A 13,568-nucleotide genomic window follows, 5' to 3' on the forward strand; every position below is an offset into this window, starting at 1 on the left:
GGTGCGCATGCCCCGGGTGCAGGAGCTCGTCGAGGTCTGGACGAGCGACGCCGGTGAGCCCGAGCGGCTCGTGTGGCGTGCGCGGCGCTTCCGCGTGACCGACATGCCGACCACGCTCGTGGGTCCGTGCGACTGGTGGGCACCGCTGGCGGGGCACGACGTCTCCCCCGGCCGCGTACCGCTGGCGATCTCGGGGTGGCGCTTTCAGGCGAGCGCCGACGACGGCGAGACGCACGTGTTCGACGTCGAGCACGACGGCGCGCACTGGCAGCTCGTGCGCGTCTACGACTGAGTCGGGTTCGGCAGGTCACGCCCAGCGCCCGTCGCGCGTGACCGCGTGCGACGCCGGCGAGCGGATGCCGCTACGCGGACTTCTCGGCGCGACGCGGCTTGTGCGGCACGATGGTGGGCGCCGCGTTGTCGAGCACCGCCGCCTTCGTGACGACGACCCGGGCGACACCGGTGGACGAGGGCACCTCGAACATGATGGGTCCGAGCACCTCCTCCATGATGGCGCGGAGGCCGCGGGCGCCGGTCTGACGCAACACGGCGAGGTCGGCGATGGCCCCGAGGGCCGCCTCCTCGAAGTCGAGCTCCACGCCGTCGAGCTCGAACATGCGCTGGTACTGCTTGACGAGCGCGTTCTTCGGCTCGGTGAGGATCTCCATGAGCGCGTCGCGGTCGAGCGGCGTGACGGTGGCCACCACGGGGAGGCGGCCGATGAACTCGGGGATCAGGCCGAACTTGTGCAGGTCCTCGGGAAGGACTTCGCTGAACAGCTCGGCTTCGTCTTGCTTGCTGTGCAACGGGGCGCCGAAGCCGATGCCGCGCTTGCCCGCGCGCGAGGAGATGATGTCCTCGAGCCCGGCGAATGCGCCGGCGACGATGAACAGCACGTTCGTGGTGTCGATCTGGATGAACTCCTGGTGCGGATGCTTGCGTCCGCCCTGCGGCGGCACGGACGCGACCGTGCCCTCGAGGATCTTCAGGAGCGCCTGCTGCACGCCCTCGCCCGAGACATCGCGGGTGATCGACGGGTTCTCGGCCTTGCGCGCGATCTTGTCGATCTCGTCGATGTAGATGATGCCCGTCTCGGCGCGCTTCACGTCGTAGTCGGCGGCCTGGATCAGCTTGAGGAGGATGTTCTCGACGTCTTCTCCGACGTAGCCCGCCTCGGTGAGGGCGGTGGCGTCGGCGACCGCGAACGGCACGTTGAGCTGCTTCGCGAGGGTCTGCGCGAGGTAGGTCTTGCCGCAGCCGGTCGGGCCGATGAGGAGGATGTTCGACTTCGCGATCTCCACGTCGTCGTGGGCGCGGTCGGCGGGCGTGAGCGTGGTGCGGGCGCGGACGCGCTTGTAGTGGTTGTAGACCGCGACGGCCAGGGCGCGCTTCGCTGCATCCTGCCCGATCACGTACTCCTCGAGGAACGCGAAGATCTCCTTGGGCTTCGGCAGCTCGAAGTCGCCGGCCTCGGTCTCGCCCGCCTCGGCGAGCCGCTCCTCGATGATCTCGTTGCAGAGTTCGACGCACTCGTCGCAGATGTAGACGCCGGGCCCGGCGATGAGCTGCTGGACCTGCTTCTGGCTCTTCCCGCAGAAGGAGCACTTGAGCAGGTCGGCGCTCTCCCCGATGCGTGCCATCGAACCCTCCCTGTCGACGAGTCTGTTCCGAGCCTAGCCCGAGATCGGAGCGTTGCGGCGTGGCGCGCCCGGATTGGGGTAGAGCCGCAGTTCGCGCTGCGCGAACCCCGCAGGGGGCGTCTGCCGAACGCGGCGAACGCGGCGGGCGAGCCGGTCGTGGACCGGTCGTCCGCCGCGTTCGCGCGGGCGGATCGGCTAGCGCGTGAGCGCCGGCAGGCTCTTCCGCGAGGTGAGCACCTGGTCGATGAGGCCGTACTCGAGGGCCTCCTCGGCGGACAGGATCTTGTCGCGGTCGATGTCGGCGTTGACCTGCTCCTGCGTGCGGTTCGAGTGACGCGAGAGCGTCTCCTCGAGCCACGAGCGCATGCGCATGATCTCGGCCGCCTGGATCTCGATGTCGGAGGCCTGGCCGTGGCCGGCCTCGCCCATGGCGGGCTGGTGGATGAGTACTCGGGCGTTCGGCAGCGCGAGGCGCTTGCCCGGGGTGCCGGCCGACGCGATCACGGCCGCGGCCGACGCGGCCTGGCCGAGCACGACGGTCTGGATCTGCGGCCGGATGTACTGCATCGTGTCGTAGATCGCGGTCATGGCCGTGAAGGAGCCGCCGGGCGAGTTGATGTAGAGGATGATGTCGCGGTCGGGGTCCATCGACTCGAGCACCAGCAGCTGGGCCATGATGTCGTCGGCCGACGCGTCATCGACCTGGACGCCCAGGAAGATGATGCGGTCCTCGAAGAGCTTCGCGTAGGGGTCCTGGCGCTTGTAGCCGTAGGCCGTGCGCTCCTCGAAGCTCGGCAGGATGTAGCGCGAGCCCGGCATCTGCAGGCCGCCGTTCGCGACGCCGCCGAAGGTGGGGGTGTTCATTCGCTCGTTCTCTCTTCTCTCGTCCCTACGCAGCCTGGTCGGTTCCGCCGCCGCCGGACACGTCGAGCGCCGACTCGCGGATGTGGTCCACGAAGCCGTACTCGAGCGCCTCCTGCGCGTTGAACCAGCGGTCGCGGTCGCCGTCGGCGTTGATCTGCTCGACCGACTTGCCGGTCTGCGCCGCGGTGATCTCGGCGAGACGGCGCTTCATGTCGAGGATGAGCTGCGCCTGCGTCTGGATGTCGCTCGCGGTGCCGCCGAAGCCGCCGTGCGGCTGGTGCAGCAGCACGCGCGCGTTGGGGGTGATGTACCGCTTGCCCTTGGTGCCGGCCGTGAGGAGCAGCTGCCCCATCGACGCGGCCATGCCGATGCCCACGGTGACGATGTCGTTCGGCACGAACTGCATCGTGTCGTAGATCGCCATGCCGGCCGTGATCGAGCCACCGGGCGAGTTGACGTAGAGGTAGATGTCCTTCTTCGGGTCCTCCGCCGCGAGGAGCAGCAGCTTCGCCGCGATCTCGTTCGCGTTGTCGTCGCGCACCTCAGAGCCGAGCCAGATGATGCGGTCCTTCAGCAGTCGATCGAACACACCGGGCTGCAGTGTCGGTTCGGCCATGGATTTCGCTCCGTTTCCGTTGTCGCGTTCACTCGAATCTATCCGGTGCAACACACGCGAACGGGGCTGTTCGCCCTAGGCGGATGCCGCGCCGTCCCGCGGCTCGTCGGGGCCTCCGGCGAGTTCCCGTGCGTAGGCGCCGAGCGCACGACGGTACTGGGCCACGTGCCCGGCGAGCGCCGCCACGGCCTCGGATGCCGCGAGGCGGGCGTCGCCCGCGTCGACCCGGGCGAGCGCGCGGAACCCGATCACGGCGTCGCGGAGGTCGCCGGACTCGGACTCGACCGCGTCGAGGAGGGTGATCGCCTCCTCCGGACGGCCGAGGTTGCGCAGCGTCGAGGCGAGCTGGACGTGCAGTTCGATCCACGCACGGCCGTCGAGGCCGAGCTCGAGTGCGCGCCGGTAGAACGGCTCCGCTTCGGCCTCGAGCCCGGCGGAGTCGCGCGCACCGCCCTGCTCGAACGGGGCGCGCGGGTCGTCGGCGGGCAGCTCGGCGGCGAGCGCGTCGATGCGTCGGATGACCTCGTCGTCGCCGAGCTCGTCCGCGGCATCCCACACCGCGTCGACCCGCTCCTGCCAGTCGGTCACGTCACCTCCCGGAGACGACGCGGGGCCGGACGGCATCCGTCCGGCCCCGCGGGGTGATCGATCGCCGACTACTCGGCGTCGGCCTTCTTCGGAGCGCGCTTGCGCGCGGGCTTCTTCGGCTCCTCGGCGTCGGCCTCGGCGGGCGCCTCGTCGGCGTCGGCCTTCTTCGCGGCGCGCTTGCGGGCCGGCTTCGGCTCCTCGACGGGCGCCTCGGCGGCCTCGGCGGTCTCGGCCGCGGCATCCGCCTCGGTCTCGCCGGCGTCGGAGACGGCGGTGAACTCGGAGAGGTCGACCGTGTTGCCGGCGGCATCCGTCACCTTGGCCTTGCCGAGCGCGATCGCGAGCGCCTTGTTGCGCGCGACCTCGCCGACCATGGCGGGGATCTGGCCCTGCTGGCTCAGGATCTGCACGAACTCGTTCGGGTCCATGCCGTACTGCGCGGCGCCCTGGACGAGGTACTGGGTGAGCTCGTCCTGGCTGACCTGCACCTTCTCGGCCTCGGCGATGGCGTCGAGCACGATCTGGGTCTTGAAGGCCTTGGTGCTGGCCTCGGTGACCTCGGCGCGGTGCTCGTCGTCCTCGAGGCGACCCTCGGACTCGAGGTGGCGGTGCACCTCGTCCTCGATGACGGCGTCGGCCACCGGCACGTCGACGAGCTCGAGGAGCTTGTCGACGAGGAGATCGCGGGCCTGGGTGCCCTGGCCGAACGACTTGTTGCGGGCGACCTGCTCCTTGAGGCTCGCGGTGAGCTCGTCGAGCGTGTCGAACTCGCTGGCGATCTGCGCGAACTCGTCGTCGGCCTCGGGGAGCTCGCGCTCCTTGACGGCCGTGACGGTCACGGTGATCTCGGCGGTCTCGCCCTCGTGGTCGCCGCCCAGGAGCTTCGACTCGAACGTGGTGGTCTCACCCGCGGTGAGCGATTCGAGCGCCTCGTCGATGCCCTCGAGCAGCTCGCCCGAGCCGACCTCGTAGGAGATGCCGCTCGCGGTGTCGACCTCGGCGTCGTCGATGATCGCGACGAGGTCGAGCGTCACGAAGTCGCCCGACGTGGCCGGGCGGTCGACCGTGATGAGCGTGCCGAAGCGGCTGCGCAGGCGCTCGAGCTCCTCGGAGACCTCGTCGTCTCCGACCTCGACCGAGTCGACCGTGACCTCGAGGCCGTCGTAGGCGGGGAGCTCGATCTCGGGGCGTACGTCGACCTCGATGGCCAGGAGCAGGTCACCCGAGAAGTCCTTCTCGTTCGGCCACTCGACGATGTCGGCCTCGGGGCGGCCGAGGGGGCGCAGCTCGTGCTCGGTGACGGCGGCGCGGTAGAAGCCGTCGAGGCCCTCGTTGACCGCGTGCTCGAGCACGGCGGCCTTGCCGACGCGCTGGTCGATGATGGGCGGCGGCACCTTGCCCTTGCGGAAGCCCGGCACGTTGATCTGCTCGGCGATGTGCTCGTAGGCGTGGGCGATGCTGGGCTTCAGCTCCTCGGGCGTCACCGAGATGGTGAGCTTGGCGCGCGTCGGGCTCAGCTTCTCAACCGAAGTGGTCGGCATGGGGAGGATCTCCTGTTGTGTGGAAGTTCGTCTCGGGTCTCGTCTCGGGCGACCCGTCGGGGCGACAGGATTCGAACCTGCGACCTCCCGCTCCCAAAGCGGGCGCTCTAGCCAAGCTGAGCTACGCCCCGAGTCGCTGACTCAACTCGTCGATTCACCCGCGCGGGCATGCCGAAGCACGCGTGAGGCGGATGGACCCCCGAAAGTCTACTGCACGGGCGTCGGGGCGCGCGTCGCGGCCGGACCCCGCGACACGCCGTGGCGCACCGCGTGGCCCCCGAACGGGCGCTGTGGATGGTCTGCCAGCGGGCGGATGCCGCGTGGCAGAGTGTGCGCATGACCGACCGAGCCCTGGGCGATCGCGTCGCCGGCCTGCGCCGATGGCCGACCGATCCGTCGCAGTTCGTGGACACCACACGCTGTCCGGCGTGCTTCAGCACGCTCGCCTCCACCCGTTGCGACGTGTGCGGCCTCGACGTGGCGGTGCCTGCCGCGGCGGAGCTGTTCCGCCTCTCGACCGAGCTCTACGAGCATGCGCAGGCGCGGCAGTCGTTCATCGACGGCATGCGGGCGGCGCAGTCCGCGCGCGAGGCGGTCGCGACGAAGCCGGCGGAAGCCGCGACGCCCGCCTCGATCCCCGCGGTACCCGCCGCGCAGCCGTCCGTCCCGCCGCCCTCGACGCCCCCTGCCGATGTTGCTCCTGCTTCCCCTTCCCCAGCTTCCCCTTCCCCGGCGTCGCAGGGCCGGCGTCGCTCCGGCGTGCAGGTGCTGCTCCTGACGCTCGGCGTGGTGCTCATCTCGGTCACGGCGATCGTGTTCCTCTTCGTCGCCTACCTCGTGGCGAGCCTCGAGGTGCGTTCGGTCATCATCGCGGCCGCGAGCGTGCTCGTGCTCGGCGTGGCCTGGCTGCTGCGCGCGCGGGGCCTTCCGGGCACGGCGGAGGGCGTGGCATCCGTCGCCGTCGTGCTGCTGCTGCTCGACGTCTGGATCGTGCGAGCCAACGCATTGTTCGGCACGACCGCCCTCGAGCCGTCCGCCTACGCCGGCATCGCCATCGCCGTGGTCGCGGTGCTCCTGGCCGGCGCCCGCGTCGCGAGCCGCATCCGCGTCCCGGGGTTCGCGGCTGCCGCGCTCGCGCCGGTGTCTGCGTTCCTGCTTGGGTACGCCGTCGATCCCGACACGGCGACCGGGGCCTGGCTCGGCGGCCTCGCGGTCGTGGTCCTCGCGGCCGTCGCCGCCGCGCTCCTGCCGCGTTCTCCCGAGCGGATCATCCTGTGCTCGGCCGGGCTCGCCGGCGCCACCGTCGCCCTGGCCACGGCGAGGTGGGCGCTGCCCGACCTCGCGTGGGGTGCGACCTGGGCGTTCCTCGCCGTCGGCGCGGCGACCATCCTCCTCGTGATCGCCACCGTGGCGGCGCGCGTTCCCGCCGCGCGGGCCTGGGGTGTCGCGGCAGGAGTCGGCGCGGGCGCAGCCATGGCGCTCGCGCCGGCGGTCGGCGTGAGCGCCGAACTCGACGAGGCGCTCGCGACCTGGCTCGCTCCCGCCACGGCCGGAGCCGTCGCCGCGGTCTTCGCCGCCGTCACCCGCGGCCCCGTCGCCGTGCGACGCCCTGCGTTCGCCGCCGTGATCGCGGCGGCCGGCATCGCCGCGTTCGCCTCGATCTGGGGCGTGTTCCTCATCTGCGCGACGACGTTCGAACGGTTCCTGGCGAGCGACCCGCCCTGGCAGGTCGGCCACGGCGCGGTGATCCGGTGGACGTCGGAGACGAACCAGGATGCCGCCACGATCCTCGTCCCGTTCGTCCTCGCCGCCGGCTCCCTCGTGGTCCTGCTCCTCGTCGGTGCGGCACGGAAGCTCATGGCGATTCCGGTCGCCCTGGCCCTCGTCGGCGCGATCGTGGTCGGAATGATGGCGCCGGGTGCGGCGCTGCCCGTCGCGATCCTCGCGGCGGTGGGGGCCGTCGCCCTCGGTCTCGCGGCACTCCGCGCGCGGATCCCGGCACCAGGCCTGCTTCCGGTGCTCGCCGTGCTCGGGATGGGCGCCGCCGCATTCGCGTGGTGGATCGGATGGTCGAACGCGGACGTGTGGCCGTGGGCGACCGCAGCGCTCCTGGCGACCATCGTCGCGGGCCGCGTGCTGGTCACCCGGGTCTGGCCCGAGCGTGCGGCGGCACCCGTCGGCGCGCTCCACCTCGTGACCGGCGTGGCGATCGCAGCAGCAGCGTCGTTCGCGATCCCGTCGTGGCTCGAGGCCCTCGGCGTCGAGGTCCCCGATCCGTGGACGTCCGGGCTCCTCTGGCTCGGGATCGTCGCAGCCGCGCTGTCGGCCGCGTTCGTGTTCGCTCCGCGCCTCGCCCCGCACGACCGGGTCGCCCTGGCGACGCCGGCACTGACGGCCGCCGTGCTGGGTGCGATCATCGGCGCCCTCGTCGCGGCCGTGTTCGGCGACGAGTCCCTCGCCTGGCTCCCCGCCGCGATCATCGCGGTGGTCGCGAGCGTCGGGGTGCGCGTGACCTCGATCTTGTTCCTTCGCCTCCTGCTCGCCGCCGTCGGACCCGCGATGATCGCCCTGGCCCTCGAGCGGGCGCTCGCGTCGATCCCCGGCGCACCGCCGTCGGTCCTGGGCCTGGCCGCCGGCGCGCTCGCGTCCGCCGCGCTCGCTCCGCTCGTGCTGCCGGCCGATCGCCGTGCTGGCCTCGCCTGGCGACTCTCGGTCGGGCTCGCAGGAGTCGTGGCCCTCGCCGCCATCGGCTCCGCGGGCGACCAGGCCTGGCTGGTCCTCCTGGTGCTCACCCCGGTGCCGATCATCCTCGCCGCGCTCGACGGCGACCCGATCGGCGGCGCGTCCGACACGCGCCACCTCTCCTGGCTCAGCCTCGCCCTGGCGGTCGCCGCCGTCTGGACCCGGCTCGCCGGCTCGGGCGTCGACGACGTCGAGGCGTACACCCTGCCCCTCGCCGCGGGTCTCGCGATCGCAGCCGGCCTCCTGACCTGGCGCCGCACGGCACCGCCCGCCTCGACCGCGATCGGTCGCACCGCGCTGTTCGCGTCCGCCGCGGGTGTGGCCGTGCTGCCGAGCGTCGCGTCCGCGGCGGAGTCCGAGCTCCGCACGCTGGTGCTCGTCGCCGCGGGCGCGGTCGTCGCGCTCGCCTCCTCGTTCCTCCCCGAGCGGGCCCGCGGCGTGCCGGTCCGCCTCCTCGGCGTCGCGACCGGCTGGGTCGCACTCACGGGCGCGGCGCTGGTCCGCGGCGCGGCCGTCGGCAACGGCGCCCCGAGTGACCTGGTCGTGGAGTTCTGGCCGCTGCTCGCCCTCGCCGCGGGCGTCGCGCTCGCGGTCATCTGGGCCCGCTCGGGCTCCCGGCCCTCCGTCATCGGCGAGGTGCTGCTGGCGGCATCCGCCGTCGTGGCCGCCGTGCCGACGCTGCTCGCGATCGTCTCGGGTGATCAGCCGACGCTGCGGGCCGCGGTGCTGTTCCCGGTGTTCGCAGCCGCGCACGTCGGCGCGGTCGCGACTCGGGCACGACCGTTCGCCGGTCCGATCCTCGCGTGGAGCACGCTCGGTGTGCTGGTGCTCGGCGGCCTCGCGGCGCTCTTCCTCGGCCGTGTCGAGCCCTTCGACCTCGTCACGGCGTCGGTCGGTGTCGCCCTCATCGGCGCGGGGGCGATCCGGATGTCGCGCTCCCCCGGGCTCGGCAGCTGGCCCGCGCTCGGGCCCGGCCTCGCCGTGCTGCTGCTGCCGCCGCTCCTGGCCGACTTCACCGAGTCCGAGCTGTGGCGGCTCATCGCGCTCGGGGTCGTATCCGTGGTCGCCGTGGTCGTCGGCGCCGTCCGGCGCCTGCAGGCACCGCTCCTGCTCGGCGGCGGGGTGCTGCTGGTGCATGCGATCGCGCAGCTCTGGCCATGGATCACGTGGGTGTACGAGGCCGTGTGGTGGTGGCTCTGGCTCGGGGTCGCGGGCGTCATCCTCATCGCGCTGGCGGCGACGTACGAGCGGCAGCTCCGCCTCGCGCGCGGGGTCGTGCACTCCATCGGCGAGCTGCGCTGATCGCTCCGGGCGCGGATGCCCGCGGCATCCGTCAGATGCGCTCGACCCACTCCTCGCGCCACTCGGGCGCCTCGAACGGCAGCGACCAGTACGCGGTCTCCTTCGCGATCTTCCCGTCGCGGAGCTCGAAGACGAACACCGCCTGGTACTCGGCCTCGTCGCCGTAGTCGAGCGTCGCCTCGAGGACCCAGAGGTCGCCCTCGCCGACGATGCGCCGCGGCGTGATCGTGGGCAGCTTGGGGAAGGCCCGATAGACGCCCCGCCGGTTGTCGCCGCCGACGATCCGCTCGCCGGACTGCGGCCAGTCCATGACGGCGTCCTCGTGGAACACGTCGTCCATGCCGTCGACGTCTCCGGCGTTCAACGTGGCGACCAGCGCCTCGACCGTGTCTCGCCCGCCCATGCGCGTTCTCCCTCGAACGGATGCGCGCACGCCTGCCGGGAACGGCCTCGGCCGTGTACTACGATGGTCCGGTGCCCGCGCGGGCGCCACGCGGATGTAGCTCAATGGTAGAGCCTCAGTCTTCCAAACTGATTACGCGGGTTCGATTCCCGTCATCCGCTCCACCACCTCCTTCCCTCCTGTGAGCGGCCCCTTCCGGGCGTATGCTGCGCGGAGAAGCACCATCGCGTGCGCCTCGTCGAAGGAGGCCATCGTGACCGCACGACGCTCGGAGCGGACCCGCGTGGTCGCCGACCTCGCCTGGCTCGCGGGCCTGACCCAGGTCGTGTTCGGCCTCGCGCTGCTGGCGTCGCCCGAGTCGGCCGTCGTCGCCGCGATCTTCGCGATCGTCGCGGGCTCGCTCGCGGTGGTGGCCGGGGCCATGCTGCTCAACCACCTCCCGACCTCGTGGACGACGATGACCTTCGCGTTCGTGCTCTCGATCGGCGCGTCAGCCTACGCCCTGTGGGTCGCCACGCCGTACTGGTGGGGAGCGGCCGTCAGCGGCGTCCTCGCGCTCGCCGGCCTGATCGTCGAGTGGACCGATCGGATGCCGCGAGCGTCCGCCGGCGTCGGCCGGTCGCGCCGTCCGCACCCGCCGTCGCACCCCTGACCGTCGTTCGACTCGCCCCTCCGACGGGGCGCTGCGCGATCGCGGCGGCCGGGAGTATGTTGTGCCGAGGACGACCCTGTGCGGGCGCATCGGGAAGGAGACCCTCGTGCGGACCCGAGTGCTCATCACCATCGCCGTCGCGGTCGTCGCCGCTGGAGCGGCGCTCGCCGTCTGGACGGGTCTCCGACGGCGGTCGATGCCGCCATCGATGCCGTCGCCCATCCCGCCGACCGACGACGCGGCCTCCGCCCGCCATCGCGAGCGGATGCACCCGAAGAAGCCGCAGTCCTCGCTCGCCGAGCGCTGGACCACCGTCGACGGGATCGACGTCTTCTACCGGGAGTCGCAGAACCCGCCCGACGCTCCCGTCATGATGCACGTGCACGGCTTCGGCCTCTCGGGCCGCTACCTGCTGCCCACCGCCGAGCGGCTGGGCGACGAGTTCCACACGCTCGTGCCCGACCTGCCGGGCTTCGGACGCAGTGGCAAGGCGCCGAACGCGCTCGACGTGCCCGACCTCGCGCACGCGGCGGCGCGGTTCCTCGACGAGCGCGGCATCGACAAGGTGACCCTCGTCGGCAACTCCATGGGCTGCCCCGTCATCTGCGAGTTCGCGTACCACTACCCCGAGCGCCTCGAGCGCGCGATCCTCGTCTCCCCGGCGGGCGGCCTGCACAACCAGCCGCTGGGGCGCGCCGTCGGACAGCTCAGCCGCGACGGCACGCGGGAGCCGGCGCGCATGATCGGCGTGGCCACCCCCGACTACCTGCGGTTCGGCGTGCCCAGCACGTTCAAGATGTTCCGGTCGCTCACGCAGTACCCGTCGCTCGAGCGCCTGCTCGAGCTGCACATCCCGACCCTCGTCGTCCTCGGCGACCGGGATCCGCTGCTCCCGCCGCCGCACCGGGTCAGGGAGGTGGCCGAGCAGACGGACAGCCACGTGCTCGTCGTCGGCATCGACGGGGCGGCGCACGCCATCAACTACAGCCACCCCGGTGAGCTGTCGCACGTGATCCGACTGTTCATGGCCGACCGGCCGATCACCGACGACCCCGACTCGCCCGGTAACGCCCGCGTCTTCGAGGTGCACCGCGGGGTGCACCATCCGCCGGCGAAGACCGACGGGTGAGCCGGCGGATGCCCCGACGCGACGTCGCGACATCCGCTGGTCGACCCACTGAGCCGAGCCTTCCCTTCCTTGAAATACCGGGCTCGCTGCGTAGCGTTGAAGCAGACGAACGCACACGGAAGGTGAAACGATGACCGACACGAAGACCGCCCCGAAGACCACTACGTCCGGCGCCAACGCCGACGTCGCCGCAGGCGTCGCCCAGTACCTCACCCCGGTCGTGCACGAGCTCGTCGCGCTCGTCGTCAACGGCAAGCAGGCGCACTGGCACGTGCGCGGCGTCAACTTCATCGCCGTGCACGAGCTGCTCGACGACGTCGTGGCGCACGCCCAGGAGTGGGCCGACACCGCCGCAGAGCGCGTGGTGGCCCTCGGACTCCCCATCGACGGCCGGCTCGCGACGGTCGCCGCCAAGACCGGCGCCGCGAACCCGAAGCTCGGCTTCCAGCCCTACGACGAGGCCATCGCCGACGTCGTCGCGCAGATCGACCTCGCCACCGAGAAGCTGAACGACGCGATCGAGGGCCTGGCGGAGCTGGACCCGGCCAGCCAGGACGTCGCGATCGAGATCCGTCGTGGACTCGACAAGGACCGCTGGTTCCTCTTCTCGCACATCGCCGTCGAGTAGCCGCGATGGCGGGCCGACCGGGCCCGGGTGCAGAATGCCGCTATGACGGCGGATGCACCCGGGCCCGGGTCGTCTCCCGGTGACGACGTCGCGCGCCTCACGGATGCGCAACGGTCGCTGCGCGCCCAGATGCTCGCGACCGAGCACTGGAGCCTCCTCGCCTCGCGCTCCACGACGCAGAGCGAGGTCCTGACCCGCATCGCGATCTTCCTGACGCTCGTCTCCGCGGGCCTCGTCACGCTCGGCGTACTCGGCAACGCGACGCAGTTCAGCGGCTGGTTCGGCGTGGCGGCGCTCGGGATCCTCTTCCTGCTCGTGGTGCTCGGGCTCATCACGCAGCTTCGCGTGTTCAACACCGCGTTGGAGGACCTCGCCTACGTCCTCGCCATGAACCGGCTTCGAGCCGCGTACGTCGACCTCGACCCCGGAATCCGGCCGTACCTCATGATGGGGACGACCGACGACATGCCGGGGTCGCAGCAGACCTACTACCCCTTCGTCGCTCGCGATCGCTCGCAGGTGTTCGCCAGCTCGATGGTGCTGATCCTCGTGGTGCACGCCGCGCTCGCCGGGCTCTTCGTCGGCGCGCTCGTCTACACGTTCACGGCGTCGGTCGGATGGTCGATCGGCATCGGCGCCGCAGTCGTCATCGCGTCGTTCGTGGGCTGGATGGCGTGGGGCTACCGCGGCTACCGCGCGGTGTGGCGGCTCCATGAGCCGCTGCGGACGACCGACGGAGGCTGACGACCGTCACGAGCGCCCAGCGCTGCGGCAGACCTCAGCGCTGCAGCCAGGCGAGTACGGCGAGCACTCGGCGGTGGTCGGTGCCGGAGTCCTCGAGGCCGAGCTTCTGGAAGATCGAGGTCACGTTCTTCTCCACCGCGCCGACGCCGATGAACAGCTGCTTCGCGATGCCGGTGTTCGTGCGTCCCTCCGCCATGAGCTCGAGCACCTCGCGCTCGCGCGGCGTGAGCGAGGCGAGCGGGTCGCCGCGACGGGCCAGGAGCTCCCGCACGACCTGCGGGTCGAGCACGGTGCCGCCGGCGCTCACGCGCTCGACGGCGTCCTCGAGCTCCTCGAGCGAGGCCACCCGGTCCTTCAGCAGGTAGCCCATGCCACCCTCGCCCGAGGAGAGCAGCTCGTGCGCGTAGGTGCCCTCGACGTACTGGCTGAGCAGCAGGACGCCGAGCTCGGGCCGACGCCGGCGCAGCTCGATCGCGGCCCGCACGCCCTCGTCGCGGAACGTCGGCGGCATGCGCACGTCGAGCACCGCGAGGTCGGGGGTGTCGCCGTCGAGCGCGGCGAGCAGCGCGTCCGCGTCGCCGTACGCGCCGACGGTCTCGAAGCCCGCCTCGTCGAACAGGCGCACGAGCCCCTCGCGCAGCAGCACGGAGTCCTCGGCGAGCACGATGCGCAGGGGGCGGCGGGCGGCATCCGTCATGCCCTCACCATATCGGCGCGAC

13 protein-coding genes and 2 tRNA genes are annotated in these 13,568 nt (G+C 71.9%); 7 read left to right on the forward strand and 8 right to left on the reverse strand.

Features of this window, described 5'->3' with window-relative positions; all coding sequences use genetic code 11:
• The first annotated feature begins 7 nt into the window (after positions 1-7).
• Positions 8-292 carry a hypothetical protein gene (locus ACFVN5_RS10125; RefSeq protein WP_376954939.1) on the forward strand — a complete coding sequence of 95 codons (285 nt, stop codon included), beginning with the start codon at positions 8-10 and terminating at the stop codon, positions 290-292.
• 70 nt (positions 293-362) lie between these two features.
• Here the strand turns inward: ACFVN5_RS10125 and clpX are convergent, their stop codons facing one another.
• From clpX to ACFVN5_RS10155, 6 genes are all read right to left on the reverse strand, one after another.
• On the reverse strand, positions 363-1,640 hold the full coding sequence (gene clpX / locus ACFVN5_RS10130; RefSeq protein ID WP_376954940.1) for an ATP-dependent Clp protease ATP-binding subunit ClpX: 1,278 nt from the start codon (positions 1,638-1,640) through the stop codon (positions 363-365).
• A 195-nt stretch (positions 1,641-1,835) separates the two neighbouring features.
• Positions 1,836-2,504 (reverse strand): ATP-dependent Clp protease proteolytic subunit, encoded by a 669-nt coding sequence (locus ACFVN5_RS10135; RefSeq protein ID WP_376954942.1) that lies wholly within the window; start codon positions 2,502-2,504, stop codon positions 1,836-1,838.
• 25 nt (positions 2,505-2,529) lie between these two features.
• Positions 2,530-3,162: an ATP-dependent Clp protease proteolytic subunit gene (locus ACFVN5_RS10140; RefSeq protein ID WP_274379505.1), complete on the reverse strand. Its 633-nt coding sequence runs from the start codon at positions 3,160-3,162 to the stop codon at positions 2,530-2,532.
• A 33-nt stretch (positions 3,163-3,195) separates the two neighbouring features.
• Positions 3,196-3,708, reverse strand: a complete 513-nt coding sequence (locus ACFVN5_RS10145; protein WP_376954943.1) for a tetratricopeptide repeat protein — start codon at positions 3,706-3,708, stop codon at positions 3,196-3,198.
• Between the two features lie 68 nt (positions 3,709-3,776).
• A complete protein-coding gene (gene tig, locus ACFVN5_RS10150) occupies positions 3,777-5,249 on the reverse strand; it encodes a trigger factor (protein WP_376954944.1) in 1,473 nt (490 codons plus the stop codon).
• 56 nt (positions 5,250-5,305) lie between these two features.
• Positions 5,306-5,380 (reverse strand) — tRNA-Pro (locus ACFVN5_RS10155).
• 205 nt (positions 5,381-5,585) lie between these two features.
• On the opposite strand from ACFVN5_RS10155, the gene ACFVN5_RS10160 reads away from it, so the two are divergent.
• Positions 5,586-9,293, forward strand: coding sequence for an SCO7613 C-terminal domain-containing membrane protein (locus ACFVN5_RS10160; RefSeq protein ID WP_376954945.1), 3,708 nt, complete (start codon positions 5,586-5,588; stop codon positions 9,291-9,293).
• 31 nt (positions 9,294-9,324) lie between these two features.
• Here ACFVN5_RS10160 and ACFVN5_RS10165 read toward each other — a convergent pair whose 3' ends face one another.
• Positions 9,325-9,696, reverse strand: coding sequence for a nuclear transport factor 2 family protein (locus ACFVN5_RS10165; protein WP_376954946.1), 372 nt, complete (start codon positions 9,694-9,696; stop codon positions 9,325-9,327).
• Between the two features lie 90 nt (positions 9,697-9,786).
• Between ACFVN5_RS10165 and ACFVN5_RS10170 the strand changes: the two genes are divergently transcribed.
• The 5 genes from ACFVN5_RS10170 to ACFVN5_RS10190 all read left to right on the forward strand — a co-directional run bounded on the left by ACFVN5_RS10170 (position 9,787) and on the right by ACFVN5_RS10190 (position 12,849).
• Positions 9,787-9,860 (forward strand) — tRNA-Gly (locus tag ACFVN5_RS10170).
• Between the two features lie 89 nt (positions 9,861-9,949).
• On the forward strand, positions 9,950-10,348 hold the full coding sequence (locus tag ACFVN5_RS10175) for a hypothetical protein (RefSeq protein ID WP_376954948.1): 399 nt from the start codon (positions 9,950-9,952) through the stop codon (positions 10,346-10,348).
• Between the two features lie 106 nt (positions 10,349-10,454).
• Positions 10,455-11,477 carry an alpha/beta fold hydrolase gene (locus ACFVN5_RS10180; RefSeq protein WP_376954949.1) on the forward strand — a complete coding sequence of 341 codons (1,023 nt, stop codon included), beginning with the start codon at positions 10,455-10,457 and terminating at the stop codon, positions 11,475-11,477.
• Positions 11,478-11,607: 130 nt separating this feature from the next.
• Complete coding sequence (locus ACFVN5_RS10185) at positions 11,608-12,105, forward strand: Dps family protein (RefSeq protein WP_376954950.1); 498 nt, start codon at positions 11,608-11,610, stop codon at positions 12,103-12,105.
• Between the two features lie 42 nt (positions 12,106-12,147).
• Positions 12,148-12,849 (forward strand): hypothetical protein, encoded by a 702-nt coding sequence (locus ACFVN5_RS10190; RefSeq protein ID WP_376954951.1) that lies wholly within the window; start codon positions 12,148-12,150, stop codon positions 12,847-12,849.
• Positions 12,850-12,883: 34 nt separating this feature from the next.
• Here ACFVN5_RS10190 and ACFVN5_RS10195 read toward each other — a convergent pair whose 3' ends face one another.
• On the reverse strand, positions 12,884-13,546 hold the full coding sequence (locus tag ACFVN5_RS10195; RefSeq protein ID WP_376954953.1) for a response regulator: 663 nt from the start codon (positions 13,544-13,546) through the stop codon (positions 12,884-12,886).
• Positions 13,547-13,568 lie beyond the last annotated feature (22 nt).

It is taken from the genome of Agromyces sp. NPDC057865 (genome assembly GCF_042796995.1).
In the GTDB taxonomy this organism is placed as follows: domain Bacteria; phylum Actinomycetota; class Actinomycetes; order Actinomycetales; family Microbacteriaceae; genus Agromyces.